The sequence below is a fragment of the Streptomyces sp. Edi4 genome, assembly GCF_040253615.1.
GTDB lineage: Bacteria > Actinomycetota > Actinomycetes > Streptomycetales > Streptomycetaceae > Streptomyces.
On the sequence record NZ_JBEJGY010000004.1, the window covers coordinates 7,236,335 to 7,250,312 of the forward strand.

Below are 13,978 nucleotides of genomic sequence, written 5' to 3' on the forward strand. Positions count from 1 at the left end.
TCCGGCAGCGTCCGGTGCGGACGGTATGGTCCGAACCCCGTGCTGGGGGCGGTAGGAGACTCTTTCCACGGGCCAGCACGCGGTGAACCGGTCCCACTCGAAGATCCGCGCCCTCGTCGAGCAGGCCATGGCCACCCTCAAGGCCTGACGGCTCCTTCGCAAGCTCCGGTGCGCGACCACCCGGATCACCTGCCTCGTCCAGGCTGTCCTCACCCTGCGTTTGGCGGCTCAGGCCGATGATGGAAAAGCCTCAGTGCCAGTAGGCATCGAAATATCCGTTGACGACGAGTTCATCATGGGCTGACGGCCGTCGTTAGGAAATTGTGCAGTGCAGCAAAATAGTCGACCTATACCGCATCCTGCCAGGGAAGCAGCGCGAGCCCCGAATCCGCCAGTTCCGACGCGGCCTCGGCCACGGACTCCGCCAGGTCGTCGCGGCTGACCCTGGCAATCACCCCTTCTTTACGTGCCACAGAGATTTCCTTCTTCTCTTGCCGGAACACCAACTCGAAGGAGGTGTCGACTCCTGTGAAGGTCAGCTCTTTCCCTGCGCCGGTAAGGGAATCCCCGAGGTCGTCGAGCAGCTGCGTCACGGACAGGTAGATCATCATGCCCTGATCCGGGACATGACCGACGCTGGAGGCTTCCCCAAGGTCGCCCTCGCAGACCAGGTCGCCCAGGTCAAACCCGCTGGGGGTGCCTTGCCCCGGCCGCACGCAGAATCTGAAGTTGATCAATAGGTAAAGCTCCTTTCGGCAGGGAAGAATGTGATTAGCCTGTTTCCGTCTGAAGGATCCACGACGAGCCGGAAACGGGCTCTCATTCCATTCACAGTCATCCGCTTTCCGAATATCTGGATTGTTCGACTTGGTTCGGAAACCCGCATGCCCGTCCAAGATTGTTTGTGCTGCTTCTTCGACCTGCGCACGTGTCGTCGCGGGAGGTGGAGGATCACCGTGACCTGAGGCGCTGATACCCGTAATGTGACGTTCATCGACATTTCGGCGCCGGGAGGAGAGCGCGGGCAGTCTCGTAGTGGGCCGGTGGGGACGAGGCGTCGCGCTCGGTGCGCGATCTCGTGCAGGAGCCCCCGCCCACGACCGACCCGACGCGGCACTTCACCTGGCGCCGGGAACCGCACCGCCCATCTCGCGCGTCGGCTCCACGAGTGCGGAACGTACGTCTGCTGGGCCCGGACCGCCAGCGCCCGGGTCGGCCCGGGTCGGCCCGGGACTGCCCGGCTGCTGTGGGTGGCAGGGGCATGACGGGGGTGGTGTCGGCCCGCGCCGAGCAGGCACCGCTCCCCGTCGCGGGCGTCAGAGCGCGCTGAAGCCGCTCTCGCCCGGTCGGCGGCAGCCAGTGATGGCCGCCAGGGGGATTCCCCCGATGAAATCCATTTCCTGGGTGGGGCCGACGGGACCGATGACGGCCGCGGTCGCGGTCTCCAGCGACGTGCTGTTCGCGTAGACCGTCGGCTTGGTCAGGATCCTGCTCCGCGCGGGCGGCGCGGCGAATCTATGCCAGCCGCTGACCTGGATCTGGTAGAGGTGCCGGTCGTTGCTGGCGTACCCGCCGCAGTCCTCGTCCAGCGCCGTGGAGACCAAGGTCGGCTTGGGGCTGCTGACATGGGCCCGGGCGTAGGCGATCGGGTCCTCGAGGAACGCGGCGAGTTCGGACGCGACGGACGTGCTGTTGCGGGACCTCATCCCGTTCGCCTGGCGGATGGTCTCGGGGGAGCGCCCATCGGCTCGGAAGAAGACCAGGCTTGCCGATTCGGCGAGCGTGTATCCGTGCGCGGGCGTCTCGGCCTGCGTCTGCTCGGGCTCCGCGGCGGCCGACGTCTGCCCGGCTGAGGTGGCCTGGTTGGCGTTGGAGGTCTGCGCGGCGCCGCCGAGCCTCAGGTTGTCGGGCTTGTTCGGTACGGGCGGCGGCCTTTTCCCGTCGGCGGGCGCGGTCTGTACGGCGACCGGGCCGCCGCGACCCTCGTTTGCGGCGCCGGCGGCGGGGGCAGTCCGTGGCTCCACGGCACGTTGCACATCGAGCGGTGCCTGCATGACGCGCTGTGCGTTGTCCTGCGCGTTGACCTCCGCGACGCGCACCCGGGAAGGATCGGCGCCGAGCCGCGCCTCCGGTTCTTGTTCTTCGCACACCGGCTCGCCGATGGGCTTTCCGGCGCTGCGGAGCATCTGGACGACCGCGGCGTTGCCTGCGGCGGCCTGTAGGCCGAGCAGTCCATGCTGCGCGGGCGGGGCGGATGCGGGCCCCCGGGCAGGGATACGGCTGTTGCCCGTCCCGGTGTGGGAGCCGGCCTTCTCGTGATCGTGCACGGGGGTCCCTTTTCTTGCGCGAAATCCTCAACTTCCCTGGATACGTGGCGAGGGGCCGTTGGCTCAAGGTGCTAGTGGGCAGCATGCGATGACCGGACGGGCACGTCCGATGCCGCGATGATGCGCGTGTGGGCCTGCTTGTTCCCGTTGGGGTGGGGGAGAACACCCCCCGGGGTCCAGGGGGTGCAGTTCCTCGTAGACGTCATCCGCTCCATCGACGCGCGGTTCCTGTTGGGCAAGCGTTTTGGAGCTTTCGATTCGATCCTCTGCGATCGCTACGAATCTGCTGGAGGGCACCGTCGCGGCTACAAGGGCTACAAGGGCGACACCGCGCCCTCCCCGCAGGTTCGATATCGCAGTCGCCGACATCCTGGGCGACTCGGTAGAGACTGTCGCCTTTGACGCCCCCCAGGTGGCCAGGTGCTTGCGGGGAAGGTGGACAACCACCCCGGAAATGTAAGGCGTTTGCGGGCTGAGCCCGCGTCGAATCGGCTGATTCGGGTCGGGATTGGCGGAAGTGCTGCTGGCGGCGCAGCCAAGGCCGCAGGACTCTTGGTGCGGTCTGCAAGCAGAGTCAGGTCAAGGGAGGAAAAAATGCGCAAGATCATGACGACCGCCGCAGCACTGTCCCTCGCCGTGGGGGCTGGTTTCGCCGTAGCCCCCAACGCCCAAGCGGCAACGCCCTGCCCGAGCGGAGCATTCTGCATTCGTGAGACAAACGGCGACATCCTGAGCCGGAACATTTTCTACAGCTACGGCGCGCACAACCTGTCGAACGTCACCGGCAATCGAGTACTGGTCAACAGCCAGACCGGCGGAGCGGGCTTCGAAGTCTGCTGGGGATACAACGGCGTGAGCTGTTCCGGAGTTTCCCGCGATACGGGGGAGTATGACCCGTACGACATGACGCCCATCAACTCCGTGGTTCTCGTCCGGTAGTTATCGCCATCCGCGTTCGATTCGGCGGACGCCGCAGGAACCAAGTCACGCGCCACCCTCGCAGGTTCTCCCAGGCCCAGGGCACGCGAATTGTTGACCGGCCATGGCAAAAGCCAACCGCTGCTCGCTCATGTTCCGCAGTATCTCGCGGTCGCCGTGAGGGGCCCTTCATCGCGTGCTTGAAGGCCCTGCCCTGCCCTGCCCGGCCCGGCCCGGCCACGATTGCCGGGCAGCGGCCAGGTCCCGTGGCCGCAATATCGACCTGAATGACGTCGGACTCCCGCACCCCCCCGGAGACTGCCTGCTCGGTGGCGGTGTGGCGCCGGCGGGAGCGGCTACGTTCCACATTCCGCCTCTCCCGTCGCCTGCGCTCGGCCGGCCCCAACGGCGCACGCATGGCTCAGAGTTCACCACTTGCGCAATGAGGCAATAGTGGGATACTCGACCCGGCGCGATGGCATGTACGCGACAAGCTGCTCCAGGGTCACAGGTGGCCCACGGGCAAACCGTCGCGCCTGCCGAGCCCGGCGAACCCCGAGTCTGGGCTCACCCCCCACAGGAGGTTTCGAGTTGAAACAGCGATGGATACTCGGCCGACGTACGGCGACCGCCGTATCGGCGGCCCTGGCGCTCGGTGCGGCGTTGACGATGCAGAACGCCGCCGAGGCCGCTACGCCCACTCCCGCCCGGTCCGCCGCCTGGGCCGGGCGACTGGCCCACCGGATTGACACCACCCTCGCAGGTCGCACGGCGGGCTCGTACTACGACGCCAAAAGCAAGCAGTTGATCGTGAACGTGCTCGACGCGGCAACTGCCGACAGCGTGCGGAAGTCGGGTGCCGAGCCTCGAACCGTCAAGCATTCGATGGCACAGCTCAACTCGGCGCGAGAGGTGCTGAAAGAGCAGGCTTCCATACCGGGAACAGCGTGGTCGATGGACCCGGTCAGCAACAAGATCGTCGTGAAGGCCGACCGAACCGTCAGCGGCGACCGGCTCACCAAGCTGAGCCAGGCGGTCCGGAGCCTCGGTGACAGGGCCACATTGAAAAGAACGGCCGGACGCTTCCAGCCGCTCATCGCGGGCGGCGACGCGATCTGGGGCAGCGATGCGCGCTGCTCGCTCGGTTTCAACGTCACCGTCGGCGGCCAGCCATACTTCCTGACCGCCGGGCACTGCGGCAACGTGGTCTCCAACTGGTCTGACCAGCAGGGCGGTTCGGAGATCGCCGTCACCGAGGCCTCCACCTTCCCGGGACACGACTACGCGCTCGTGCGTTATACGAGTGACATCGACCATCCCAGCGCCGTGGATCTGTACGACGGGACCTCCCGGCAGATCGACTCCGCCGCGAATGCCACCGTCGGCGAGCAGGTCCAGCGCAGTGGCTCCACCACCGGAGTCAACGGCGGCCAGGTCACCGGCCTCGACGCCACCGTGACATACGAGGAGGGCCAGGTGAACGGCCTCATCGACACCACTGTCTGCGCGGAACCCGGCGACAGCGGAGGCTCGCTCTTCGACGGCAGTACGGCACTGGGCCTCACCTCGGGCGGCAGCGGTGACTGCACCTCGGGTGGCGAGACGTTCTTCCAGCCGGTCCCGGACGCGCTCGCGGCGTACGGCGCACAGATCGGCTGAACATCGGGGTCGTCCCGGCGGACACGTCATGCCGCTGAACCAAGCGGCATGACGTGTCATGCGTGACCATGTGGCACGAGTGATTTTCTCAGCGATGAAGCACCTGCCGGGCGCAAAAGCGCGCGAGTTCTGAGAAGCCTGTGCGTGCGGACGCCGGAACCCGCGGCTGTCACGCCGAACTGTCCCTGCGACGCGTAGGTTCGGTGCACAAGTCGACGTCTCGGCGGGCGTTGACTCGCTTCAGGCTCGAACGACTGTTGGCCGAGCGCCCCGAAGTGGAGGACTGCGAGGAAACCGAGGACTTCGACTGCGAGGAAACCGAGGACTTCGACACCGCCATCGAGGCGTGGGATGAACGATGGGAAGCCGTCATTCGCTCCCGAGCGCACCGTCGGTGCCATCGCGATCTGCCGCCACGGCTGTGCTCAGCGCGACTGGCTGGTCCTCAGCGGCTCCCACTGCGGCACTGTGTGGTCCGATCCACGGGCAGACGATGCGGACCTTGGGCCCCTCATCGACGCGGAGGGCAGGCCCGCCACCTTCAACGGCTGGTTGACCGACTGGCTGGACAAGGCCGAGCACGATGTCCGGCAGTCCTCCGTAGGCTCCTGAATCACGCATTTGGGCCGTGGCATCCTGCGGCTGTGCTTCTGGGTGATCACGCGAGCAGTGTCGAGCTCTGTCCGCTGCGCTATCAGTTCGCCGTGGTCCGGGGCGACTCCTACGACGACAACTGGCTGGTCATTGGTGGGTCGGTGGCCACTCCCCAAGGAAGTTGGTCCCTTGCTGATCCATGTCTGCTGGCTCATGAAGCCTGCCAGGTATCCGCGTGGCTGCGGGCGGTGGCCGCCGGGACGGTGGCGGTGACGGGGGCCGATGCCGAGCGCTGGCTGTCTCCGGACACATGGTTCCTCGAACCGGTCCTTGCCGTGAGCCTCGCGCCGACGCTGCAACGTGATCACGAACCCGCACGGACTCCACTTATGTGCGTGGTCAGGCAATTCTTCCTTCCCGCAGTTCCTCGCTGCGGGCCTGGCGGCGCAGCTCGGTGCGGGCCGCCGTCGACCGGCCGGTTCCGGTGGTCCAGTAGGGATGGCTGGCGATGCGGCAGGACAGCAGCTGTAGGCGGCGCCGCAGCACGGTACGGAATGGAGTGCGGGCGAGCGCATCGTAGGTCCGCATCCAGTCGCGCTGGGTCTGTACGAGGTCGGGGGGAAAGGTTCGCGCCATGGCTCAATTAGACCAGGTGTTCGAATTACTGCGCATCTTCGGCTCGCGAGCCCCTTGATCCTCGGTGGCTGGGCGAGATGGCTGTCACCCGGGCGACGTACTGTCACCTCGGGAGGGCGCTCTTCCGTGAGGTCGTGAGCCGTGTGTCCCGTCGCATCCGGGTTGGCGCATCCTCGCGGGGTCTCGGCCGTGCTGGCGGATTCTCCCGTCATCGCGCAGGGCGGCGCCGCACTGGATGTGTGCGGCCCGCGCTGCAAGGGGTGAGGTCGGTTGGACGTTCAGGATCGGCGCGGCGTCACTGGGGCGCCGGAGACCGCGCCCCAGTCCGGCCGGCCGGCTGGTAGGGGCTGTGCATGGCGAGGAAGCGGACGTCGAGGTCGGTCTCCAGGTAGTCCATGCGCCGCTCCCAGAAGGCTTGCATGTGGGGGAGGGCGAGGTGGGCGTCGAGATCGGCCTGGGAGCGCCAGGCCTCGTAGAAGACGAAGATGCCGGGGGCATTGCGATCTTCGTGGAAGTGGTACTCCAGGCAGCCGGACTCCTGCCGGGTCGGCTCGACGAACGAGAGCAGAAGCTGCTTCAACTCCTCGGCGTGTTCGGGTTTGGGGCGAGCAATGCCGACGAGTGCGAATGGCTGAGGCATGCGGGTTCTCTCCGATAGGTACAATCAATCTCGTACCTCCTGGACGCTACCGAACTCGTAGGTACGATGCAATCCATACCTGAAGGGAGGTGTCCCGAATGCCCGACGATGAAGGCCACCCGAGCCTCGAGGAGATCGAACTCGGCCCGGTACTCTCCGCGCTGGCAGATCCGCTGCGCCGCCGAGTGGTGCGTGAGCTGGCAGCCGAACCCGACGGCGCGGCGCGGACTTGCAGCTCCTTCGGGCTGCCGGTCTCCAAGGCGACCGTCACGCACCACTTCCGTGCACTGCGCGAGGCCGGGTTGATCCAGCAGGTCGACCGGGGCAACAGCCGGATGGCCAGCCTGCGCCGGGGCGACATCGAACAGCGGTTTCCTGGACTGCTGGGCATCGTGGCAGCCGAGCCGGAGGAGTGAGCTCAGGAGCGGGACAGTCCCCTTCACATCGGCACCCTGACTCACGCGCGCGTCAACGCCGCGTCCACGGCAGACGCGACCTCCGCCAAAGCCAGGTCGATGGAGAACGTCAGGAGCCCGGCTTCTCAAACCATCTGGCAACGCCGCAAGTCAAACGCTTTCACGTGTCACATGCGTTGCGACAGGACACCGCGCCACGTTAGTTGGAACCTGGTCACGAGAGTTGGAACCAGTGACTGCGTGCCTCGGAGCAGGGCTCATGGGCCGGCTGCGGCTGCGTGCAGAGGGGGCGGTGAGGCCGCGCTCGGCGCCAACTCACCGACCCACCTCGGTGTCAACCATCTCGCCCAGTCACAGCCATCGACCCTCGAGCCATCGAGCCCTCGCACTGGGGCTGCGTGCGTCGGTTGGTGCCGCCCAGGCCGGACCATGTCCAGCGCCGCCGACCACGACGACCCGGCCGGCGACAGGCCCGCGATGAAGGGGTTTGGCCGGTGCGTTCCGCCTCTCGAGCGCGGTAGCGGCAGGCCGGGCAGCAGGTCACGGGCCCGGCCCGCGTCGAGCGGCCCTTCCCGGGTGGGTGCAGTGCACCCACGCCCCTGCGACCGTCGGCGAATAGCGTGGCCCGCATGGAAAGCAAGAACGAACTCGGTGATTACCTGCGCGCCCGTCGCGCGGCGGTCGCACCGGCGGATGTCGGCCTGCCCGACGACGGGCCCCGACGGGTGCCGGGGCTGCGGCGCGATGAAGTGGCACTGCTGGCCGGGATGAGCACGGACTACTACATCCGGCTGGAACAGGGCCGCGAGCGGCACCCGTCCGAGCAGGTGCTGCGCGCGATCGCCGGGACACTGCGGCTGGACGCCGCGGCGACCACCCATCTCTTCCGGTTGGCCCTGTCTGTCGTCGGGACGCAGGCTGCCCCGACGACCGTCGCGCCTGAGTTGCTGCGGTTGATGGACAGCATGCGTGACGCGCCGGCCTTCGTGGTCGGGGCGGCGCAGGACGTGCTGGCGGCCAACGCGATGGCGCGGGAGCTGTACCGCGGCTTCGCCCGGTACGACAACCTGCTGCGGATGATCTTCCTGGATCCCTTCGCGCGCGAGTTCTACGCCGACTGGGACCGCGCGGCAAGGATCGCGGTGGGCAACCTGCGGGCGTCCTCCTCACAGTTCCCGCAGGACGAGCGGATCGAGCGGGTCGTCGGCGAGCTGAGCGTGCGCAGCCCCGCCTTCACGGGCCTGTGGGCGCGCTACGAGGTCCGTCCTCGTACGCACGAGGACAAGCACTTCCGGCACCCGCGAGTTGGGGAGATGCGGCTGCACTTCGAGGCGCTTGCCGTCACCAGCGCCCCCGGACAGCACCTGTCCGTCTACAGCGCGGAACCCGGCAGCGCCAGCGCCGACGCCCTGGTCCTGCTTGGCCGGCTGTCCGAGCAGGAGGCGGCCCTGACGGACCGGACAGACCTGACGGACCGGACAGACCTGACGGCCCTGACGGACCGGACCGATCCCGTGGAAGAAGGAGAATCTCGATCATGATCACGTCGCTGGGCGACGCCGTCGGCACTTTTGAGATAGCCGGCAAGAAAGTCGCCCGTCTCGGTTTCGGGGCCATGCGCCTGACCGGACTCGGGGTGTGGGGTGAACCCGACGACCGTCAGGAGTGCGTCCGCGTGCTGCGCCGCGCCGTCGAACTCGGCGTGCAGCTGATCGACACCGCGGACTCCTACGGACCGTATGTGAGCGAGGAGATCATCCGGGAGGCGATCCATCCCTACCGCGACGACGTGCTGATCGCGACCAAGGCCGGGCTCACCCGCAACGGACCCGATGTGATCAGGACCGACGAGGGAATGGTGCGCCTGGGTCCGGCGGCGTGGCCGCCCGTCGGGCGTCCGGAGTACCTGCGGCAGCAGGCCCTGATGAGTCTGCGCCGGCTCGGCGTGGATCACATCGACCTGTTCCAGTTGCACCGGGTCGATCCGAAGGTCCCTTTGGAGGACCAGGTTGGCGAGCTGAAGAGGCTCCAGGACGAGGGAAAGATCGTCGCGGTCGGACTGTCCCAGGTCACCGTCGGTCAGATCGAGCAGGCTCGCGCGGTCGTGGAGATCGCCACTGTCCAGAACCGTTACAACCTCACCGACCGCGGCTCCGCCGACGTCCTGGAGTACTGCACCCGTCACGGCATCGGCTTCATCCCCTGGGCGCCGGTGGCCGCCGGTGCGCTGGCCCGCCCCGGTGGCCCGGTCGACCGGATCGCGACCACTCACCACGCCTGCCCGTCGCAGGTGGCGTTGGCCTGGCTGCTCGCCCGCTGCGAGGTCGTCCTGCCCATCCCCGGCACCTCCAAGGTCGCGCACCTGGAGGAGAACCTGGCTGCGGCGGCCCTGCAACTGAGCGACGCGGAAACCGACGAACTGACCGCCGCGGTGTGACACCAGCCCCAGGAAGACAGGCAAGCGGCAAGAGGTGGGCAGGGAGGCGCAAAGACAGGTCTTCGTGTGTGTCCGCGCCTTCGCACCGTGAGTCGCCCGTCTTCCCGTTTCCGTCTCCCACCCCCCTTTCCCCACCCCCCTTTCCCCTCGCTCCTTTCCCCTCGCTGTTTCACCGCCTGTTCCCGACGAAGAAAGATGCTTGCCATGCTGTTGCCCTCCGACGAGAGTGGCCGAGGCCGCCCCGTGGTCCTGCTGCACGCCCGTCCTACCGACCGCACGATGTGGGGCGCCCACCTTCCGCTGCTCGCCGATGCGGGCGTGCGGGCCATCGCCCTGGACCTGCCAGGCCACGGCGACGCGGTCGTGCCCGAAGGCCGTGAAGTCGCCCCCTGGACGGACGTACTCGACACGCTCGACCACCTCGGGGCTGACCGCTTCGTCCTGGCCGGGAACTCCCTCGGCGCCCTGGTGGCGCTCCAGGCCGCTGTCACGGCACCCGAGCGGATCGAGGGCCTGGTGCTCGTCGGGTACCGGCCCCACGACCAGCTCGCCTCCCCACGTCTGCGAGCCGCCTGGGACGCCGAAAGGACGGCGCTGGCCGCCGGAGACCTGGACGCGGCGGTGGCGGCCGGCGTCGAGGCGTGGACCTCGGCCGGCGCGACCGACGAAGTACGCGCTCACGCGGCCCGGATGCTTCGCGGCCGGCTCATCGAACAACTCGCCCATGGCGAGCCGACATTGGCGGCGGACCCGCTGGGCGAGGGAACGGCAGCGCTGCGCACACTGAGCGTTCCCGCCCTGGTCGGCGTCGGCGAACACGACATGCCCGACTTCTTCGAGGGAGGCGAAGGACTGGCCCGTGACCTCGACGCCGAGCAGACCGTGGTCATCCCCGGCGCAGGGCACCTCGCGCCGTTGGAACAACCCTCCGCGTTCTGCACCCTGCTCCTGGACTTCATCCGCCGTCTCCCGCATTCGACGTGTCACTCGCGGCCGGCTCGGATCAGCCGGGAAGCTTGAGGTTCCTGGCAGTTGTGTTCGCCGGGTAGGAGCGGCCGGAAGCGCAGCCGGAACGTCGAGCCTTCGCTCGTCCACAGGGCGTCCGGCCGGGCGGAGGCCAGCAGTTGGCGGGCGCGGTCGAGGTCGGCGCCGCGGAGCACCGTGCAGGAGCCACCGTTGACGTGCTCCCCGGCGGCCAGTGGACCGAGTGGCCACGGCTGGGCGCCGGATGCTCTCCCGGTTCCCCAGACCGCCGCGGTCACGGCCAGTCCGGAGTACGCGTACGGGGCGGAACCGCCCGTGCGGTCGGCGGCCGGGAGCTGGTCCGGAGTGAAGGCGGCGAGGCGGGCGATGTCGCCCCGGCGCCCCTTCTCGCCCGTGTCTGGCAGGACGACCTTGGTTGCCACGTTCCGTCCCGCGACGCCGAGGACGACGACAAGACCTGGTGCGTCGGGCGCGGCCCTGTCGTAGGTGTGCGGCTGTTCGAGGCCCGCCTGGAGAGCACTCCGGTACAGCCGCTCGACGGCCCCATCGGTGAGAAGCTGGACCTCAACTCCCGTCAGAGCTCCGGCGGTTGTCCCGGGTGTGTAGATTCTGCGGTCCCCGTACAGTGCGAAGTCCGGCAGTGGGGCGCCGGGGCCGGCCGGTGAGCTGGGGTAGTGCTGGGCCCGCAGGACCAGAGTCTCGGCGCCGCGTGGCACGGGGGTGTCGGCGGTTCGCGCGGCGCCCGTGCCGCAGCCGGTGAGCAGTAAAGCCAACGGCACAGCCAGGCTCAGGAGACGGGGTGCGGTACGCAAACGCGGGGACACTGGTTCGGACGTGCCACGCCGTGATCCGGTTCCCACGTTTCCTCGCCTCTCTTCTCTTGTGTTCCGCTCTGGTCTGTTCTGTTCTCGTAGTGCGTGCGAGTGGGACTGCGGTGTGTACGGAGCGATCGCCTCCCGTTGCCTCTCGCTCCGTACGCACCGATTGCTTCGCGCTCCGTACGCACCGACATCGATCACACTGACCGGATCAACGAGTCAGCTGTAGCCCCGGACCTATGACGTGGCCAGGGTGAGGGTGTAGGTCCCGATGCCCGCCTTGTTGACCAGGACCACGCCGTAGCAGCCGGCGGCCGATGCGGTGTAGGTGAACGACTCGGCCTTGCCCGGGCCCTGTCCACCCGCCTTGGCCGCCGCGAAGGCGCGCGGCTGCACCCAGGTGCTCGGCTGGGCCGGGTCCGACGCCATCAGGAACAGTTCGGCGTCCTGGCTCGGGTCCGACGGGGTCGCCGTGATCGTCGCCTTCGTGTTCGCCGGAACGCACAGGTCGCGGACCGTCACGATGTTGTCGGGGGCGGACATGGTGATGGCTTCGCTGCTCTGCGTCTGGCGGGCCCCCTGGGAAAGCTGGATCCTGTACTCGCCGTTGCTGCCCGTCGTGTCCACGCGGGGATAGATCTCACCGAGTGGCCGGTGGTTGGAATCGACGGCCACGAAGTCGACGACGTCCTGGCCGTCCGCGCTCTTGGCCAGAAGCTGCTTCTGGTCGTGGTCGCCGTACATCTCCAGGGAGAGCGATCCGCCCGCGGGCGGCCGTACCGCGGTCACCGACCAGAAGACGACGTTCGTCGCGTAGTGGTAGTTCTGCTGCGCCGGGTTCGGTGCCGGCCGGGTCAGCGTCTGGTTGTCGGCGAGGGGGTTGCGGAAGCCGTAGTCGATCGTGTTCTGGTAGAGGCTTCCCTGCACCGGGTCGGAGACGTTGTAGCCCTTCTGGCCGCGCAGGTTCCAGAAGTCGTGGAAGGTGGGGGAGACGCCGGCCAGGAGGGTGTCCCAGATGTGGCCGGGCGCGCCCTCGCCGTAGTCGTCCCAGTACTTCTCGTAGCCGTTGTCGGCGATGTCGTTCAGTGCGCCCGCGACCCGGCCCTCCACGGTGTCACCGTCCTGCCAATTGGCAGTGCCCCACGTCTGGTTCTCCAGATCGAGGGTGATCTTGTTGTGCGTGTCCACATACTCCGGGTCGTGGTAGACGGCCGCCTGGTACCAGTCGGCGAAGCCCTCGGTCCAGGCGCAGCCGGCGGAGGAGGTGGACGTGAGGTAGTGCGGGCTGCAGTTGGGGGCGGCCGGGAAGTGGTCGCCGTAGACGTCGTCCATCACGGCGTGCCCGGTTTCGTGGACGACCACGGAGCGCGAGTCGGGGTCGGGTCCGGTCAGGTAGATGTGCTTGTCGTCCGTGCTGTAGAAGGTGCCCTTGGTCGAGGTGGGGCTCCAGTTGTAGGGGATCTGTCGGCAGCCGTGGTCGTGGGCGCTCCAACAGGCGCCCGGTGTCCAGGACTTGGCGTCGTTCGCCTCGTCGAAGATGTGCAGCGACGGCATCAGGTTGGCGTCGGCCGGCTGTAGGAAGCCGACGTCGGTGGTCGTTCCGTCGCCGACGTTCTTGAAGGTCTGGCTCACGAACCGGTACACGTCGTCGTCCGTGTCGCGGACGGACCACTGTCCGTTCTCGGCCACGAACCAGATGTAGTCGTCCTCGCCTCCCGCGTCGGAGGAGCAGACCTGGTAGTGGCCGGTGCTGTCGGTGATCGTGGTACCGAGGGTCTCGTCGCCGTACCAGTGCTTGGCGCGCAGCTGTACCTGGAGGTTGATGGACGGGTGCGAGGTTCCCGCAGGAAAGTCGTAGTTGTAGCTGCCCTTGAAGCAGGTCAGCGCGTCCGCGTGGACGGCTTTGCTCTTGCTCTTCTCCGCGGCGTGCCGGGATGCGTCGGAGATCTGGTCCTTTTTAGCCAACTCCACTTTTTTGTACGGCAGTTCGGGGGTAGCTCGTCGCGGAGTGCCCCCGACGGGCACCGTCGTGGAGCCCGATATGCCCTTGGCGGGTGCCTGGTAGCCGAGCAGGGACTGTGACGAGGTGCGGCCGACCGTGACGAACGTGCGGGTGGCACCGGAGTCCGTGCCGTCCCGCTTGGCGCCGCTCACCCGTACGTCAATCGGGGCCGCTCCGGCCGCCTTGGCGCGTACGGTGCCCTCGAAGTGCCGGGTCGCACCGCGGGCGAGAGTGACGGAGCCCTGCGCGCTGTCCAGCGGGCCGATCGGCAGCGGGGCCGCCGAGTCAAGGCGCCGCACCGACAACCCTTCCGGGGCGGTGGCCCAGCTCAGCGTGCCGGGCAGGTCCGCCTCGATGCCGGCGTCGGACAGGGCGGTCTGCGCGGTGACGTCGATGGAGATCTTCGCTGTCCCGCCGACTGCGGGCGCGTGGTCCAGCCTCGTGACCACGCGCACGCAACGGGCCCATTCTCCTTGCGCGAAGGTGCACTTGGGCGCCGCCGGCTTGGCGTTGCCGACCTCCTGACCGGCGGGGATGCTCGCTGCGG

13 protein-coding genes and 2 pseudogenes are annotated in these 13,978 nt (G+C 68.0%); 9 read left to right on the forward strand and 6 right to left on the reverse strand.

What is annotated here, in order from left to right; translation table 11 throughout:
* Nucleotides 1–13: 13 nt before the first annotated feature.
* Nucleotides 14–229 (forward strand): annotated as a pseudogene (locus tag ABR738_RS34565) (IS5/IS1182 family transposase); the annotation flags it as partial.
* A 118-nt stretch (nucleotides 230–347) separates the two neighbouring features.
* Here ABR738_RS34565 and ABR738_RS34570 read toward each other — a convergent pair.
* Both ABR738_RS34570 and ABR738_RS34575 read right to left on the reverse strand, forming a co-directional pair.
* Nucleotides 348–737: a hypothetical protein gene (locus ABR738_RS34570; protein WP_350233904.1), complete on the reverse strand. Its 390-nt coding sequence runs from the start codon at nucleotides 735–737 to the stop codon at nucleotides 348–350.
* A 579-nt stretch (nucleotides 738–1,316) separates the two neighbouring features.
* On the reverse strand, nucleotides 1,317–2,327 hold the full coding sequence (locus ABR738_RS34575; RefSeq protein WP_350233905.1) for a hypothetical protein: 1,011 nt from the start codon (nucleotides 2,325–2,327) through the stop codon (nucleotides 1,317–1,319).
* 594 nt (nucleotides 2,328–2,921) lie between these two features.
* Here ABR738_RS34575 and ABR738_RS34580 point away from each other — a divergent pair.
* The 4 genes and pseudogenes from ABR738_RS34580 to ABR738_RS37815 form a co-directional block, all read left to right on the forward strand.
* The gene (locus ABR738_RS34580; RefSeq protein ID WP_350233906.1) at nucleotides 2,922–3,266 is read left to right on the forward strand and encodes a hypothetical protein; all 345 of its coding nucleotides are present in this window, start codon (nucleotides 2,922–2,924) and stop codon (nucleotides 3,264–3,266) included.
* Between the two features lie 570 nt (nucleotides 3,267–3,836).
* Nucleotides 3,837–4,904: a S1 family peptidase gene (locus ABR738_RS34585; RefSeq protein ID WP_502964192.1), complete on the forward strand. Its 1,068-nt coding sequence runs from the start codon at nucleotides 3,837–3,839 to the stop codon at nucleotides 4,902–4,904.
* 351 nt (nucleotides 4,905–5,255) lie between these two features.
* Nucleotides 5,256–5,516: a hypothetical protein gene (locus tag ABR738_RS34590; protein ID WP_350233907.1), complete on the forward strand. Its 261-nt coding sequence runs from the start codon at nucleotides 5,256–5,258 to the stop codon at nucleotides 5,514–5,516.
* A 32-nt stretch (nucleotides 5,517–5,548) separates the two neighbouring features.
* A pseudogene (locus ABR738_RS37815) lies at nucleotides 5,549–5,836 on the forward strand (WapI family immunity protein); the annotation flags it as partial.
* Between the two features lie 61 nt (nucleotides 5,837–5,897).
* Here the strand turns inward: ABR738_RS37815 and ABR738_RS34595 are convergent.
* On the reverse strand, nucleotides 5,898–6,134 hold the full coding sequence (locus ABR738_RS34595) for a DUF8825 domain-containing protein (RefSeq protein ID WP_350233908.1): 237 nt from the start codon (nucleotides 6,132–6,134) through the stop codon (nucleotides 5,898–5,900).
* 295 nt (nucleotides 6,135–6,429) lie between these two features.
* Nucleotides 6,430–6,774 (reverse strand): putative quinol monooxygenase, encoded by a 345-nt coding sequence (locus tag ABR738_RS34600; protein WP_350233909.1) that lies wholly within the window; start codon nucleotides 6,772–6,774, stop codon nucleotides 6,430–6,432.
* A 98-nt stretch (nucleotides 6,775–6,872) separates the two neighbouring features.
* Between ABR738_RS34600 and ABR738_RS34605 the strand changes: the two genes are divergently transcribed.
* The 4 genes from ABR738_RS34605 to ABR738_RS34620 all read left to right on the forward strand — a co-directional run bounded on the left by ABR738_RS34605 (nucleotide 6,873) and on the right by ABR738_RS34620 (nucleotide 10,647).
* Nucleotides 6,873–7,190, forward strand: a complete 318-nt coding sequence (locus ABR738_RS34605) for an ArsR/SmtB family transcription factor (RefSeq protein ID WP_350233910.1) — start codon at nucleotides 6,873–6,875, stop codon at nucleotides 7,188–7,190.
* Between the two features lie 629 nt (nucleotides 7,191–7,819).
* Nucleotides 7,820–8,731: a helix-turn-helix domain-containing protein gene (locus ABR738_RS34610; protein ID WP_350233911.1), complete on the forward strand. Its 912-nt coding sequence runs from the start codon at nucleotides 7,820–7,822 to the stop codon at nucleotides 8,729–8,731.
* On the forward strand, nucleotides 8,728–9,627 hold the full coding sequence (locus tag ABR738_RS34615) for an aldo/keto reductase (protein ID WP_350233912.1): 900 nt from the start codon (nucleotides 8,728–8,730) through the stop codon (nucleotides 9,625–9,627). The genes ABR738_RS34610 and ABR738_RS34615 overlap by 4 nt, the downstream gene beginning before the upstream one ends.
* A gap of 204 nt (nucleotides 9,628–9,831) precedes the next feature.
* Nucleotides 9,832–10,647 (forward strand): alpha/beta fold hydrolase, encoded by an 816-nt coding sequence (locus ABR738_RS34620; RefSeq protein ID WP_350233913.1) that lies wholly within the window; start codon nucleotides 9,832–9,834, stop codon nucleotides 10,645–10,647.
* On the opposite strand, the gene ABR738_RS34625 is transcribed toward ABR738_RS34620, so the two are convergent.
* Together ABR738_RS34625 and ABR738_RS34630 are read right to left on the reverse strand one after the other, a co-directional pair.
* A complete protein-coding gene (locus ABR738_RS34625; protein WP_350233914.1) occupies nucleotides 10,611–11,384 on the reverse strand; it encodes a hypothetical protein in 774 nt (257 codons plus the stop codon). The two genes, ABR738_RS34620 and ABR738_RS34625, sit on opposite strands and share 37 nt — an antisense overlap.
* Nucleotides 11,385–11,666: 282 nt before the next feature.
* Nucleotides 11,667–13,886, reverse strand: coding sequence for a hypothetical protein (locus ABR738_RS34630; RefSeq protein WP_350233915.1), 2,220 nt, complete (start codon nucleotides 13,884–13,886; stop codon nucleotides 11,667–11,669).
* Nucleotides 13,887–13,978: the final 92 nt, after the last annotated feature.